General features: G+C 67.0%; 9 protein-coding genes and 1 pseudogene. 8 read left to right on the top strand and 2 right to left on the bottom strand.

Annotated elements, in window-relative coordinates:
- Window positions 1-46 precede the first annotated feature (46 nt).
- Window positions 47-2695 carry a polar localization protein TipN gene (tipN, locus tag OVA11_RS10620; RefSeq protein WP_268067354.1) on the top strand — a complete coding sequence of 883 codons (2649 nt, stop codon included), beginning with the start codon at window positions 47-49 and terminating at the stop codon, window positions 2693-2695.
- A gap of 14 nt (window positions 2696-2709) precedes the next feature.
- Window positions 2710-3270 carry a sugar transferase gene (locus OVA11_RS10625; RefSeq protein WP_268067355.1) on the top strand — a complete coding sequence of 187 codons (561 nt, stop codon included), beginning with the start codon at window positions 2710-2712 and terminating at the stop codon, window positions 3268-3270.
- Here the strand turns inward: OVA11_RS10625 and OVA11_RS10630 are convergent.
- A complete protein-coding gene (locus tag OVA11_RS10630) occupies window positions 3267-4715 on the bottom strand; it encodes a mannitol dehydrogenase family protein (protein WP_268067356.1) in 1449 nt (482 codons plus the stop codon). The two genes, OVA11_RS10625 and OVA11_RS10630, sit on opposite strands and share 4 nt — an antisense overlap.
- A gap of 86 nt (window positions 4716-4801) precedes the next feature.
- The gene (locus OVA11_RS10635; protein ID WP_268067357.1) at window positions 4802-6310 is read right to left on the bottom strand and encodes a UxaA family hydrolase; all 1509 of its coding nucleotides are present in this window, start codon (window positions 6308-6310) and stop codon (window positions 4802-4804) included.
- Between the two features lie 160 nt (window positions 6311-6470).
- Here OVA11_RS10635 and OVA11_RS10640 point away from each other — a divergent pair, with 160 nt between their 5' ends.
- The 6 genes and pseudogenes from OVA11_RS10640 (at window position 6471) to ppc (ending at window position 13813) form a co-directional block, all read left to right on the top strand.
- Entirely contained in the window at window positions 6471-7544 is a 1074-nt protein-coding gene (locus tag OVA11_RS10640) for a LacI family DNA-binding transcriptional regulator (RefSeq protein WP_010919363.1), read from the top strand.
- A gap of 107 nt (window positions 7545-7651) precedes the next feature.
- Window positions 7652-9115, top strand: coding sequence for a glucuronate isomerase (uxaC, locus tag OVA11_RS10645; protein WP_010919364.1), 1464 nt, complete (start codon window positions 7652-7654; stop codon window positions 9113-9115).
- Window positions 9116-9139: 24 nt separating this feature from the next.
- Entirely contained in the window at window positions 9140-9979 is an 840-nt protein-coding gene (gene kduI / locus OVA11_RS10650) for a 5-dehydro-4-deoxy-D-glucuronate isomerase (RefSeq protein ID WP_010919365.1), read from the top strand.
- Window positions 9964-10114, top strand: a pseudogene (locus tag OVA11_RS19810) (hypothetical protein); the annotation flags it as partial. The gene kduI and the pseudogene OVA11_RS19810, both read left to right, overlap by 16 nt.
- A gap of 15 nt (window positions 10115-10129) precedes the next feature.
- Window positions 10130-10897, top strand: coding sequence for a 2-dehydro-3-deoxy-D-gluconate 5-dehydrogenase KduD (gene kduD / locus OVA11_RS10655; protein ID WP_268067358.1), 768 nt, complete (start codon window positions 10130-10132; stop codon window positions 10895-10897).
- Window positions 10898-11083: 186 nt separating this feature from the next.
- Window positions 11084-13813, top strand: coding sequence for a phosphoenolpyruvate carboxylase (gene ppc / locus OVA11_RS10660; RefSeq protein WP_268067359.1), 2730 nt, complete (start codon window positions 11084-11086; stop codon window positions 13811-13813).
- The last annotated feature ends 47 nt before the right edge of the window (window positions 13814-13860 follow it).

Raw genomic sequence — 13860 nt, forward strand, 5'->3', positions numbered from 1 at the left:
CTCGTCGACGCCCACTTTACGCCCCGTCTTGGGACCCCGGCTGTGTATGAAGCCTAAGAAGCGCCAACCGCTCGATTTCTCCGCGACGCCGACGGAGATCCCTCCCGAGGAACCCAAGACTGCGCCTGAACTTCCGGAGTCCGCGTCTTTCATGGCGCCGGACGCCGAACCCAGCTTCGCAGAGCCGTTGACATTGAGCGACGTCGCGCCGGATGACCTCGCGGTCCCGACACCGACGAGCGTGCGTTCGCGCCGGCGTCGCGAGGCGGAGACCGCGCGTTTCGCCGAGCCCGACATGAAGGTCGCCAATTCGCTTGCGGCGACGCCGCAGCCGCCGGCGCCGATTCTGGAGCCTAGTGCGCCATCGGCGCCGCCGGCCCGCTCGGAAGCCCGCGAAGCCGCACTGGATCTTCGGGGTTCGGTTTCGCCCCCCGCCGCCTCCCTTGAGGCGGAGGTTGTTCCGCGTCGCATGTCCGGTGTCCTGTTCTGGACGCTGGCGACGGCGGTCGCAGCGCTCTGGGCGCTTGCCCCCATCGCCTTCGCGCTCGGCTATGCGCGCGGCGTTCCGGCCTTCAAGATCGAGGGCTTCGCGTTGATGGTCTTTGCGGGCCTCGCGATCGGTCCGGCGCTGCTGACCCTTCTGGGCGCCTACATGCTTCGTCAGGCCAACGGCATTTCCGACGAACTGCGTCGCAACCGCACCCTGACCGATCGCCTGGTGACGCCAGCGGCTCTGGCCGCCGCCGGCGCCACGAACGCCGTGGACGCGATGCGCCAGGGCGTCGATGAAGCCGCCGCCGCCGCTGACCGCGCGCGGGAGCACATCATTTCGCTTCGCAAGGCTCTTGCCGAAGAAACGGCGCGTCTCGCCGAGGCCGCCGCTGAATCCGCGCGTATGGCCAACCAGCTGGCGCAGGGCCTGAGCCATGAGCGCTCCGCCATGGAGACCCTGTCGCAGTCTCTGGACGCGCGCTCGACGGCGGTGGTCGACGCGATCGGCAGCCAGGCGCGAATGGTCGCCGAGGCTTCCGACCTGGCGGAGACCCAACTGCGCGAGGCCGAAGCGGCTCTGGCGGCCCGCGCCGCCGATCTCGCCGCCGCCGCCGCTGAGGCGTCGGACGCGGCTCGCGTCGGGGCCGAGGATCTGTCCCGCCAGATCGCCCGCCTGGAAACGGCCGGCGTCGGGGTCGGAGACCAGGTGGCGTCGGTCGAGAAGACGCTCGCCGCGCAGCGCGCCGCACTTGTCGAGATCAGTCAGGCGCTTCGCTCCGAGCAGGAGGATTTCGCCGCCGAAGCCGAGACCCGGACGGCTCAGCTCACCGAGTTCGTGGCCTATACGCGGGTCGGCGCGACCGAGCTTTCGGACACTGCTGCCATGGGCGCGGAGATCCTGCGCGGCTTGATCAGCGCAGCGGCCGATCAGTTCCGTGAGATGGCGGACGGCGCCAAGTCGCAGCGCCACACGCTGGCCGAGGAGGCCAAGAAGACCCTCGAGACCATCGGCGATGTCGCCGAGAACCAGAGGACTCTGCTGGAAGAAGAGCTGAAGGCGGCCATGGAGGCCATGGCCGAGGCGGCGCTGAAAGCCAGCGAGAGCGTCGAGGCGCGGGTCGAGGCGGCGCGTAGCCGTGTCGATCAGTTGAACGAGATCGCCTTCGCCGCCGGCCAGAAGGCTGACGCGGTGTTCGAGTCGCGGATGGAAGAGGCGCGCGACATCATCGAACACTCGGCCCAGATGGTCGAGCAGGCCGGCGCGCGGACGTCCCAGAAGCTCCAGGACTCGGTCCAGACAGCTCGCAGCACGCTCGACGAATTGGAGGTGATGCTGGCCGAGATCGGCCGTCGCACCGCCGACCTGCCGGCTGAGGCGCTGCAGAAGGCGGGCGAGGTTCGCATCGCGATCGAGCAGGGCGTCGAGCACCTGATGAACGCCGTGCGCCGCACCGCCGAGGAGACGGCGGCGATCGACCAGGCTTTCCAGGAGCGCGTTCGTCGCAATTACGAAATGCTGAGCGAGGCGGCGGGCGCCGTCACCGCCTCAGGGATTTCGACGGTCGCGGCGCGCGCGACTCCCGCCGCGCCGCCGCCCAGCCGTTCACGCGCCGCGCCGCCGCCTTCCGCACTTCCGACCGTCGAGTTCGATGATGAGGACGAGCCGCCGGCGGACCGCCGCCGTCTACGTTTGACCCCGACGGCGACCGACCAGGAGTTCCGCTCGGTCTTCGAGCAGGCCTCCGCGCGCAAGCAGACGGGGACGCCGCCGACCGAAGCCGAAGCCGATGGCAACTGGAGTTGGCGTGGTCTGCTGTCGGGCATCGAGAGCAGCTCGCCGGGCGACGCGGGGCTGGGTGAGAAGCTCGCCGCAGAGATCACCGCCATGGGCATCGACCCCCACGCTCTGTTACCGCGCGGACGGATCGACGAGATCGCCGCCGCGCTCCAGACGCGTGACGGGGAGGGCGCGCGAGAGGTGGTCAAGCGCCTGGCGCCGGCCGCGATCCGTCGCTTGGTCCGTCGCCTGTTCTCCGACGCGACGCTGAAGAGCAATACTGAGCGCTTCCTCAAGCGCTATGCGGGCATGATCGACGAGGCGGCCGGCCAGGATCGCGAAGGCTTCCTGCTCGCCGCGCTGCTGTCCTCCGACGCTGGGCGGGCCTATCTGCTGCTCGACGCGGCGAGCGGCGATCTGGCCTAGGCCGAGCCGGCTGAATGAAGCGTGTGTTTGATGTGCTGGCTGCGGCGATCGGGCTGGCGGTCCTGGTCCTGCCGCTGGCCGTGCTGTGGGCGCTTGTGCGGCTGACTTCGCCGGGGCCTGGTCTCTACTGGTCGCAGCGCGTGGGGCGCGCCTCGGCGCTGTTTCCGATGCCGAAGTTTCGCACCATGCGCATCGATACGCCCGAGGTGGCCACCCACCTTCTCGACAATCCTGATCAATGGCTGACGCCGATCGGCGGCCTGATGCGCAAGCTCAGTCTTGATGAGTTGCCCCAGCTCTGGAGCGTGCTCGTCGGTCACATGAGCCTGGTCGGACCCCGGCCAGCTCTGTTCAATCAGGACGACTTGATCGCCGCGCGCCGTGCTGCCGGCGTTGACGCCTTGCGCCCCGGCGTGACGGGGTGGGCGCAGATCAACGGGCGAGACGAGTTGTCGATCGCCGACAAGGTCGCCCTTGACGCCGAATATCTGCGCCGTCGCTCGCTTTTGTTCGATCTGCGGATCCTGGTCAGCACCGTCATCCCGGTGCTGACCGCGCGGGGCGTCACCCGCTAGCCGAGATCGGCGTAGGCCTTTTCCAGCGCCGAAATGAAGCGGGGATCGCCGGCCAGCGACGCCGGGAACACCGCGTCCAGGGCCAGGAAGGCGGCGACGTCTGCGCTGGCCTCTCCCGTGGCCGCCAGGCCCAGAGCCAGGAGGCGATCTTGCAGCGGGTCGATTATGGCTTCACCGGCCTTGGCGCGCAGGGCGACGAACCGCATCCAGGCCGCCAGAGGAACGGCGAGTCGCTCGATCGAGCGGCCAGCCTCCAGGGTCTCAGTGAGGGTTCCCAGGATCCGGAACGGGAGCTTTTGCGAGCCATCCCAGGCGATCTGGGCGAGCAGGTGCCGGATCTCAGGATTGCGGAAGCGGCCTAGAATGGCGTCCGCATAGGCTTGCAGATCCAGGCCGCGCGGCGGGGTGAGGGTGGGGATGATGTCCTTGGCCATCATATCGCTGGCCAAGGCGGCCAGTATGGGATCGCTGACGGCTTCGAAAACGGTTTCGTGGCCGCGCAGGATACCGACATAGGCCAGCGTTGAGTGCACGCCGTTCAGGAGGCGCAGCTTGGCCCGCTCGAAACCGCGCACATCGTCGGTCATGATCACGCCAACGCTGGCCAGATCCGGTCCGTCGGCGGGGAGCACGTCTTCAACCACCCATTGGGTGAAGGCCTCACGCTGGATGGGCCAAGCGTCCTCCAGGCCGGTCGCGGCCAGGGTGCGCGCCCGCAGCGCATCGTCCGTCGCCGGTGTGATGCTGTCGACCATAGTGCGGGGGAACCGGCCTTCGCGATCGATCCACGCGGCGAGCGATTCATCCAGCTTGGCGGCGTAGGCGACGACGGCGACCTTCAGGCGCCAGCCGTTGTCCGCGAGGTTGTCGCAGGCGACTACCGCATAGGGCGCGAGGCCTGCGGCGAAGCGGCGGCGGAGGCCTTCGACAAGATAGCCTACGGCGCTCCTTGGCTCACGCGGATTGTCCAGATCGTGGACGATGTCGGGGTGGCTTTCGTCCAATCCGCCATTGGCGGAAAGCGTGTAGCCCTTCTCGGTCACGGTGAGAGTCACCAGCCGCGTGGTCGGCGCGGCGAGGCGCGCGAAGACCGAGGGCGGGTCCTCAGGCGCCACCAGGACTTCAAGGATGGAGCCGACGATCCGGAAGGTGGTTTCCGCGTCCAACTGCGCCAGCGTGTAGAGACCGTCCTGCGGCTTCAGGGCGTCCCGGACGCCCGGGCTTTTCAGCGACACGGCGCAGACGCCCCATCGCGGGTCGTGCGCCAGAAGTTGGTCGAAATAGTGAGCCTGGTGCGCACGATGGAAGGCGCCGGGGCCGAAATGCACCACGCCGATCTGTAGCTTGTCCCGATCATAGGTGGGGATGGCCACGCCCGGGAAGACGCCGGGATAGCTGGTGGCGCTCAGACGCAGGGCAGGGGAGGTCGCGGAATTAGCGGTCAACGGAGCACGCCTGGAGTTTCGTGGGGGGAGGATGGGGCGCTAGATGCGCCAACTTGGACACCGGTGGCAATCCGGCTTGCCGGTTTTCATAAGGTGACGCCGGATTTCCAGAGGGCGATCTCGCGCTCGCCGTTCAGTTCGGCCTTGGTGGTCTTGCCGGACGCGGTTTCGATCACAAGGTCCATCAGGCTCTCTGCGGCGACATCCATGGATACGCCTTCGAGGACCTGACCCGCGTCGAAATCGATCCAGCCCGGCTTACGCTGCGCCAAGCCGGAGTTCGAGGCGATCTTCAGGGTCGGCGCAGGAAAGCCCAAGGGCGTGCCGCGCCCTGTGGTGAAGAGGATGACTGTCGCACCAGCCGCGGTCAGGGCGGTGGAGGACACCGCGTCATTCCCTGGCGCTTCCAGCAGGGTCAGGCCATGGCGTCCGACGGTTTCGCCATAGCGCAGAACCTCGACCAACGGCGCGCGGCCGCCCTTCTGCACCGCGCCCAGAGATTTTTCTTCCAGACTGGTGATGCCGCCCGCGATGTTGCCCGGCGAGGGGTTCTCATAGATGGGCTGGTTGGCTTCGATGAAGTAGCGCTTGAAGTCGTCGATCACCGCCACCGCGGCGTCGAAGACCTCGCGGCTGGCGGCGCGCTGAAGCAGAACATTCTCAGCCCCGAAGATTTCGGGAATCTCCGTCAGCACGGGGGTGCCGCCGGCCTCAGCGACCTTGTCGGCGATGCGGCCGACTAGCGGATTGGCCGTGATCCCCGAAAAGCCGTCCGATCCACCGCACTTGAGGCCCACGACCAGTTCCGAAACCGGCACAGGCTCGCGCCGGTCCTTCTCGGCGATCTCGACCAGAGCTTCCACGGCGGCCAGACCATCTTCCAGCTCGTCCTCGACCATCTGGGTCGTGAAGCTCTTGAGGCGCTCTCGGTCGATGTCCGGAGCGCTTTCGAGCAGCGCCTTGAGTTGGTTATTCTCGCAGCCGAGGCCCAGCATCAGCACGCCTCCGGCGTTGGGATGGCTGGCCAGAGCGGCGATCAGTTTCCGCGTATGAGCCAGATCGTCTCCGAGCTGGGAGCACCCGAACGGGTGAGGGAAGGCGTAGACGCCGTCCACACGTCCGGCGAAGCGCTGGTTGGCCTTCTCGGCGATCCGGCGGGCCGTGTTGGCGACGCAGCCCACCGTGCACAGCACCCAGATCTCGTTCCGCGTTCCGGCCCGACCATTCTTGCGACGGAAGCCTTGGAAGGTTCGCGTGTCCGCAGACGGCGCTCCGGCCGGCGGCATGGCCGCGAAGGCGTAGCCTTCGACGCCTTCCAGGCGGGTGATCACGTTGTGAACGTGCACATGGTCGCCGACCGCGATGTCGGCTGTGGCGCGACCGATCGGCCAGCCGTACTTCAGGACGTCATCGCCGGAGCGAACGACGCGCGTGGCGATCTTGTGACCCTTCGGCACGTCTGCACGGACAATGAAGCGCTCGCCATGCGCCGAGACGGACTCGCCGCAGGCCAGATCACGTAGAGCGGTCGCAACGTGATCGCGGGGATCCACCGCGTGGATCGATTCGCCAGGAGCGGGGGTGTTTTTGGTCATCGGCTATGATCGTTGCCGCACCAGCGGCGGCCAAAACGGGTTGTCTGGGCAAGGGTAACCGGTGTCACCGATCTCGCAATCGAATGTTTGTCCATAGGTTGGCGAGGCTTGTCTGGCTGGAGTATGACAAAAGAAAACGCCCAAAGCTGCTGGAAACCCCGTGAGCCCCTCCAAGACGCCTTCCACGATCCCGGAAGAAAGTGAGACCGGCGTCGAAGGCGGACGGCGCCGGGCGACGATCAATGACATCGCGCGCCTGGCCGGCGTTTCGAAGAAGACGGTCTCCCGGGTCATCAACCAGTCGCCCTTCGTCCGCGACGAGACCCGCGAGCGCATCGAGGCGGTGATCGCCGAATGGGGCTATGCGCCCGATCCGCAGGCGCGCGGTCTGGCGTTCCGCCGCTCGTTCCTGATCGGCATGATCTACGACAACCCCAACCCGCAGTACGTCGTGAACATGCAGCTTGGGCTGCTGGACGGCATGCGAGGCTCCGGGTTCGAGCTCGTCGTTCATCCCTGCAATCGCGCCAGCCCCACCTTCTTGACGGACATCCGCGCCTTCGTTGAACGGCAGAAGCTTTTCGGCGTGGTCTTGCCGCCGTCGGTTTCCGAAGACGAGCGCGTGGCCAAGCTGCTGAACGAGATCGGCTGCGCCTATATCCGCATCGCGTCGGTCGAACTGGACAAGCCCGAACACATGATCGTTGGTCAGGACCGGATGGGCGGCGCGCAGGCGGCCCGCCACATCGTCGAGTTGGGGCACAAGCGGATCGCGTTCATCTCCGGTCCGGAGACGTTCCGTTCGTCGCACGAGCGGCGAGGGGGGTTCGAGGATGGCCTGGCCGAGGCCGGGCTGAGCTTGTCGCCGAACGATATCGTGCAGGGCGCCTACACCTTCGAGTCGGGCGTCGCCTGTGGCGACGAGCTGCTTTCGCGCTCGCCGCGTCCGACGGCGATCTTCTGCGGCAACGACGAAATGGCCGCCGGTGTCCTGCAGTCGGCCCGAAAGGCGGGGCTGTCGGTGCCGCAGGACCTCACCGTGGTCGGGTTCGACGATTTCCAGATCGCGCAGGCGGTGTGGCCGCCTCTGACCACGATCCATACGCCGACGCGCGAGATCGGCAGGATCGCGGTCGAAAAGCTGATTGGCGATGAGCGCCGCGAACCGCGCGATGTCACCAAGATGGAACCAAATCTGGTTATCCGGCAGTCTTCCGGGCCGGTTCCGGCCTAGGTGAGCGCCACGCGCTGGTGCTTGCATCACGAGATGACACCGGTTACCAAGCGGACACGGGCAGCCGTCGCGAAGCTGCCAGAGCGTAAGGGAGCAGACGCAAAGTCATGGCCAGGCCTCTGAGCTTTCACGAGGATCGTCTTTTCCCGTCGGATCCGGCCACCCGGTCCTACGCGCGTGGCCTTTATGCGCTGGTCAAGGACCTGCCGATCATCAGCCCGCACGGTCACACCGATCCGTCCTGGTTCGCGACCAACGCGCCGTTCCAGGACGCCACGGACCTTCTGCTGGCGCCGGATCACTACCTCTTCCGCATGCTCTACAGCCAGGGCGTCAGCCTGGATGCGCTGAAGGTCCGCTCCAAGGCCGGGGTTCCCGACACCGACCCGCGCGAGGCGTGGCGGGTGTTCGCGTCGCACTTTTATCTCTTCCGGGGCACGCCGTCCTGGGTTTGGCTGAACCACGTGTTCAGCCAGGTGTTCGGCTTCACCGAGTTCCTCGAAGCGTCGAACGCCGACGACTATTTCGACCGCATCACCGCCGCGCTGGCCACCGACGCCTTCCGCCCCCGCGCGTTGTTTGACCGCTTCAATATCGAGACGCTCGCCACGACCGAAGGTCCGCACGAGAGCCTTCAGCACCACGCCGCGATCCGCGAAAGCGGCTGGGGCGGCCATGTGATCACCGCCTATCGTCCCGATGCTGTGATCGATTTCGAAGACGAGCGGAGCCCGCGCGCCTTCGAACGGTTCGCCGAGACCTCCGGCCAGGACGTCTACAGCTGGAAGAGTTATCTGGAGGCGCACCGCCTGCGTCGCCAGGCCTTCATCGACGCCGGCGCGACCTCGTCCGACCATGGGCATCCCACTGCGGCGACCGCTGATCTTTCGGACGTCGAGGCCGAGGCGCTGTTCAACAGCCTGGTGAAGGGGGATGTCACCCCAGAGAAGGCCGAACTCTTCCGCGCTCAGATGCTGACCGAGATGGCCAAGATGAGCCTGGATGATGGTCTGGTCATGCAGATCCACCCGGGCTCGCACCGCAATCACAATGTTGGCCTGTTGAACTCGCATGGTCGCGACAAGGGCGCCGACATCCCGATGCGTACCGAGTATGTGGATGCGCTCAAGCCGCTGCTGACCCGCTTGGGCAACGATCCGCGCCTGTCGATCATCCTGTTCACGCTGGACGAGACGACCTACAGCCGCGAGCTGGCCCCGCTGGCCGGCCACTATCCCGTGCTGAAGCTGGGTCCGTCCTGGTGGTTCCATGACAGCCCGGAAGGCATGATGCGCTTCCGCGAGCAGGTCACCGAGACTGCCGGCTTCTACAACACCGTCGGCTTCAACGACGACACCCGCGCCTTCCTGTCGATCCCGGCCCGTCACGACGTGGCCCGCCGCGTCGACAGCGCGTTCCTGGCCCGCATGGTCGCCGAGCATCGGATGGATCTGGTTGAGGCTGAGGAGTTGATCGTCGACCTGACCTACAACCTGCCCAAGAAGGCCTACAAGCTGGACCAGCGTCCGGACTGGGCCCGTCCCGCCACCCTGCGCGCCGCCGCAGAATAGAACACCTTTTCCGGAGACTTCCCGATGTTCGCCAAGACCTATCACGCCACCCATCCGGACATGATGTTCGCGGTCAGCAATGACGACCTGCGCGACCGTTACCTGATGCAGGGGCTGTTCCAGGATGGCCAGATCGTCCTGACCTACAATCACGCCGAGCGCTTCGTCGTCGGCGGCGTGGTGGCCACCAGCCCGATCAAGCTGCCCGACCAGACCGAACCCGCTTCGGCCGCCGGCCACCCGTTCCTGGAGCGCCGCGAGCTGGGCGTGATCAATGTCGGCGACACCACCGGCAAGATCACCGTCGACGGCGTCGCCTACGAGATCGTTCCGCGTGACGGCCTGTACGTGACCATGGGCGCCAAGGACGTCACCTTCGAAGGCGTCGACGGCGCCGCACGCTTCTATCTCGTCAGCCTGCCGGCCCACGCTGCTTTCGAAACCAAGAAGCTGGCCTTCGCTGATGCGATCCCGCTGGAGCGTGGCGCGCTGGAGACCAGCAACGAGCGCACGATCTACCAGTACATCGTGCCGACCACCTGCAAGTCGGCTCAGCTGCTGCTGGGCATGACCGTGCTGAAGCCGGGCAGCGTCTGGAACACCATGCCGCCCCACCTGCACGACCGTCGCTCGGAAGCCTATTTCTACTTCGGTCTGGGCGAGAACGACCGGGTCTTCCACTACATGGGCGAGCCGGACGAGATGCGTCACATCGTGATCGCCAACGAGGAAGCCGTGATGAGCCCGCCGTGGTCGATCCACATGGGCTCGGGCACCGCCAACTACACCTTCATCTGGGCGATGGGCGGCGAGAACCTCGACTACACCGACATGAACGTGCTGGACATCTGCCAGCTGAAGTAGGGCCTTTGGCCATCGCGCTCCCGTGTCATCCCGGCCGGAGCGCAGCGTAGAGCCGGGACCCAGGGGCAGCCGCCTTGCCGTCGGCCCCAGGGTCCCGGATCGACCTTCCAGGTCGTCCGGGATGACACCCAATTTGAACAGGAACTCGACATGGCCAATCCGTTCAGCCTCGAAGGCAAGGTCGCGCTCGTCACCGGCGCCAACACCGGGATCGGGCAGGGGATCGCCATTGCGCTCGCCGCCGCCGGCGCGGACATCGCCGCCGCGGGCCGCAGCGCCCCGACCGAAACGCAAGCCGCCGTCGAGGCCCTGGGCCGTAAGTTCCTGTCGATCAAGGCCGACTTCGGCTCGATCGAGCCCGTCCAGCGCGTGGTCGACGAAACGGTCGCCGCGTTCGGCAAGGTCGACATCCTGGTCAATAACGCCGGCATCATCCGTCGCGCGGACTCGATCGAGTTCAGCGAGGCTGACTGGGACGCGGTGATGGACACCAATCTGAAGGTGGTCTTCTTCCTGACCCAGGCCTTCGCCAAGCAGGCCCTGAAGCAGGGCTTCGAGAGCGGTCAGGCCAAGGTGATCAACATCGCCTCGCTGCTCTCGTTCCAGGGCGGCATCCGCGTGCCGTCCTATACGGCCTCCAAGTCGGGCCTGGCGGGCCTGACCAAGATCCTCGCCAACGAGTGGGCGACCAAGGGGATCAACGTCAACGCCATCGCGCCGGGCTATTTCGACACCAACAATACCGAGGCTCTGCGCGCCGATCAGGATCGCAACGCCGCCATCCTGGCGCGCATTCCGGCCGGTCGCTGGGGCCGCCCGGAGGATATCGGCGGCGCGGCAGTGTTCCTGGCGTCGTCGGCGTCTGACTATGTTCAGGGCATTACTCTGCCCGTGGATGGGGGCTGGCTGGCCCGCTAGCGAAACAAAAACGCGCAAAAATGCGATGGTAGCGCAACCATCGTGCCGGGCGGCTTTTCCCGCCCGGTGAAGCGCGCTAGAGGGCGCCGCGACGTAAAGCGCCCGGCGTCGTTCCGGAGCGTCGACGCGTCTTCTTGATCCAATCCTGTTCGGGACCGCCGGTCGTGCGGTCCCTGGAGTCCGCGCATGCGCAACCCGGCCCTGTCGATCGACGTCGACCGTCCGACCAGCCGCCACGTCCGCCAGAACGCCCATCTGCTCAGCGATCTGCTGATCGAGGCGATCACCTATCTGGAGGGCGAGGAGAAGGCTGAACTGGTGGCCAAGGCGCGCAAGGCGGCCTCGCGCGAAGACGTGGTCAATGGCGACACGCCGCTGCTCGACCACCTGTTCTCCGACCTGACGACCGAGCAGGCCGTGTTCCTGGCGCGGGCCTTCGCCAGCCACTCGCTGCTGGCCAATATCGGCGAGGACGTCGCCGGCCGCCGTCGCCACGCCGAGGCCGACGCCCAGCCTGGTGACGAGCGCCCCCGCACCCTGATCGACGCCGTGAAGGCGCTGAAGGCCGCAGGCAAGTCTGACGCCGAACTGGCCAAGATCTTCGCGGCGATGAACGTCGTGCCGGTGCTGACCGCCCACCCGACCGAAGTGCGTCGTCGCAGCATGGTCGACCGCGAGACCGAGATCTCGCGCCTGATGGCCCTGCGTCGCCATCACCTGCCGCCGGACCTCGACGCCGAGATCCGCGAGAGCCTGTTCCGCGAGATCGCCCTGATGTGGCGCACGCGCCTCTATCGTCCCGAGCGGATCACCGTGAAGGATGAGATCCGCAACGCGCTGTCGATCGTCCGCACCTCGATCCTGCCGGCGATCATCGACCTCTACGGCGACTGGACCGGCAAGATCGGCCAGCACGGCCAATTGGCGCCGCTGCTGAAGATGGGGTCGTGGCTGGGCGGCGACCGCGATGGCCATCCCGGCGTCAACGGCCAGACGCTGAAGTTGGCCTTGAGCTCGCAGTCCCGCGTGATCCTCGACTGGTATGCCGGCGAGGTGCGCAAGCTGTGGTCCAATCTGGCGGTCTCGACCGCCTATACGCCGGTTTCCGATGAGCTGCTGGCCCTGGCCGCCCAGGCCAAGGACCCTTCGGTCCACCGGATCGACGAGCCCTATCGCCTGGCGCTGGAGCTGATCTTTGACCGTCTGACCGCCGTCTCGCAGAAGCTGACCGGCGCACCGGTAGCCTTTGCGTCGGGGGTGACCAGCGTCGAGCCGTACGCGCATCCGGACGCCTTCGTCGCCGACCTGTCGGTGATCATCGACAGCCTGGAGCGCAATGGCGGTCAGCGCCTAGTGGGCTCGGCGTTGCGCACCCTGGTCGAGGTGGCCAAGGCCTGCGGGTTCCACCTGATGAGCCTGGACCTGCGCCAGAACGCCGATGTCCATGAGCGGACCCTGGACGAGTTGTTCCGCCGGGCCGGCACGGGCGTGGAGTATCTGAAGCTCGACGAAGACGCCCGCTGCAAGGTGCTGATCGACGAGCTGTCGCACCAGCGCCCGCTGGTCTCGCCGTTCACCGCCTATGGCGAGGAGACGAGCAAGGAGCTGGCGACCATGGAGGCCGCCGCCCAGGCGGTGCGCGACTACGGTCATGGCTGCCTTGGCGCCTACATCATCTCGAAGTCGGCGACCCTGTCCGACATGCTCGAGCCGCTCGTTCTGCTCAAGCAGGTTGGCCTGGTCTGGGGCGGGGCCGCGCCGCGCGCCTCGGTCAAGGTCGCGCCGCTGTTCGAGACCATCGGCGACCTCGAAAATGGTCCGGCCGTGCTGCGCCAGTGGCTGGAGCTGCCGCTCAGCCGGACGATCCTGGGTGATCGGCCGGTGCAGGAAATCATGCTCGGCTATTCCGACAGCAATAAGGACGGCGGCTATGTCGCCAGCCGGCGGGGCGTGGCGACGGGCGCTTCGGCTCTGGCCCACGAGGCCGACCGGATGGGCGTCGGTTTGCAGCTGTTCCACGGTCGCGGCGGCAGCGTCGGGCGGGGCGGAGGGCCGGCTGCAGAGGCCGTGCTGGCCCAGCCCGCCGGCACCGTCCAGGGGCGCATCCGCATGACCGAGCAGGGCGAGATGATCGCCCGCCGCTTCGGCGACCAGCCCACCGCGCGCCGCAATCTCGACGGCCTGGCCGCCGCCGTGCTGATGGCCAGCGACCGCCCGATCCCCAAGCGTGACTCCAAGGTCGAGGCGGCGATGACCGCCCTGGCCGAGGCTTCGTTCCACGGCTATCGGGCGCTGGTTTATGACGACACCGCCTTTGAGGATTTCTTCTGGTCGGTCACGCCGATCAGCGAGATCGTCGGCCTCAATATCGGCAGCCGTCCGGCCAGCCGCACCGCCAGCCGCAAGATCGAGGACCTGCGGGCCATCCCGTGGGTGTTCAGCTGGTCGCAGGCGCGGTTCATGCTGCCCGGCTGGTACGGCTTCGCCTCGGGCGTCGAGCGGGCCGGTCTTTCGGTCGAGCAGCTGCGCGATCTGGCTGGAAACTTCGACTTCTTCGCCTCCCTGCTGTCGAACATGGAGCTGGCCCTGGCCCAGAGCCAGATGGGCATCGCCGCGCGATATGTCGCCCTGTCGCCCGACAAGGCCAACGCCGAGCGGATCTTCGCGACCATCCGGCGTGAGCACGAGGCCGCGAACGGCCTGGCCCTGGCGATCCGGGGTGGGGCCGCGCTGCTCGATAACCAGCCTGATCTCGCCGAGTCGGTCGCCTTGGCCAGCCGCTCGGTCGATCCGCTGAACCATCTGCAGCTGGAGCTTCTGTCGCGCCGCCGGGCGGGTGACAGCGACGAAGAGCTGCGTCTGGCGATTCAGCTCACCGTCGCCGGGATCGCGGCGGGCCTGCGCAATACGGGCTGAGGGAGCGGTGTTTCTTCGGGTCGTGGAAGACCCGTGAATCCAAGGGG

It is taken from the genome of Caulobacter sp. SL161, assembly GCF_026672375.1.
Taxonomy (GTDB): Bacteria; Pseudomonadota; Alphaproteobacteria; order Caulobacterales; family Caulobacteraceae; genus Caulobacter.

Coding starts and splice junctions, on each gene's coding strand:
- tipN (WP_268067354.1), top strand. CDS start 47: ATGAAGCCTAAGAAGCGCCAACCGCTCGATTTCTCCGCGACGCCGACG.
- OVA11_RS10625 (WP_268067355.1), top strand. CDS start 2,710: ATGAAGCGTGTGTTTGATGTGCTGGCTGCGGCGATCGGGCTGGCGGTC.
- uxaC (WP_010919364.1), top strand. CDS start 7,652: ATGGCCAGGCCTCTGAGCTTTCACGAGGATCGTCTTTTCCCGTCGGAT.
- ppc (WP_268067359.1), top strand. CDS start 11,084: ATGCGCAACCCGGCCCTGTCGATCGACGTCGACCGTCCGACCAGCCGC.
- kduD (WP_268067358.1), top strand. CDS start 10,130: ATGGCCAATCCGTTCAGCCTCGAAGGCAAGGTCGCGCTCGTCACCGGC.
- kduI (WP_010919365.1), top strand. CDS start 9,140: ATGTTCGCCAAGACCTATCACGCCACCCATCCGGACATGATGTTCGCG.
- OVA11_RS10635 (WP_268067357.1), bottom strand. CDS start 6,310: ATGACCAAAAACACCCCCGCTCCTGGCGAATCGATCCACGCGGTGGAT.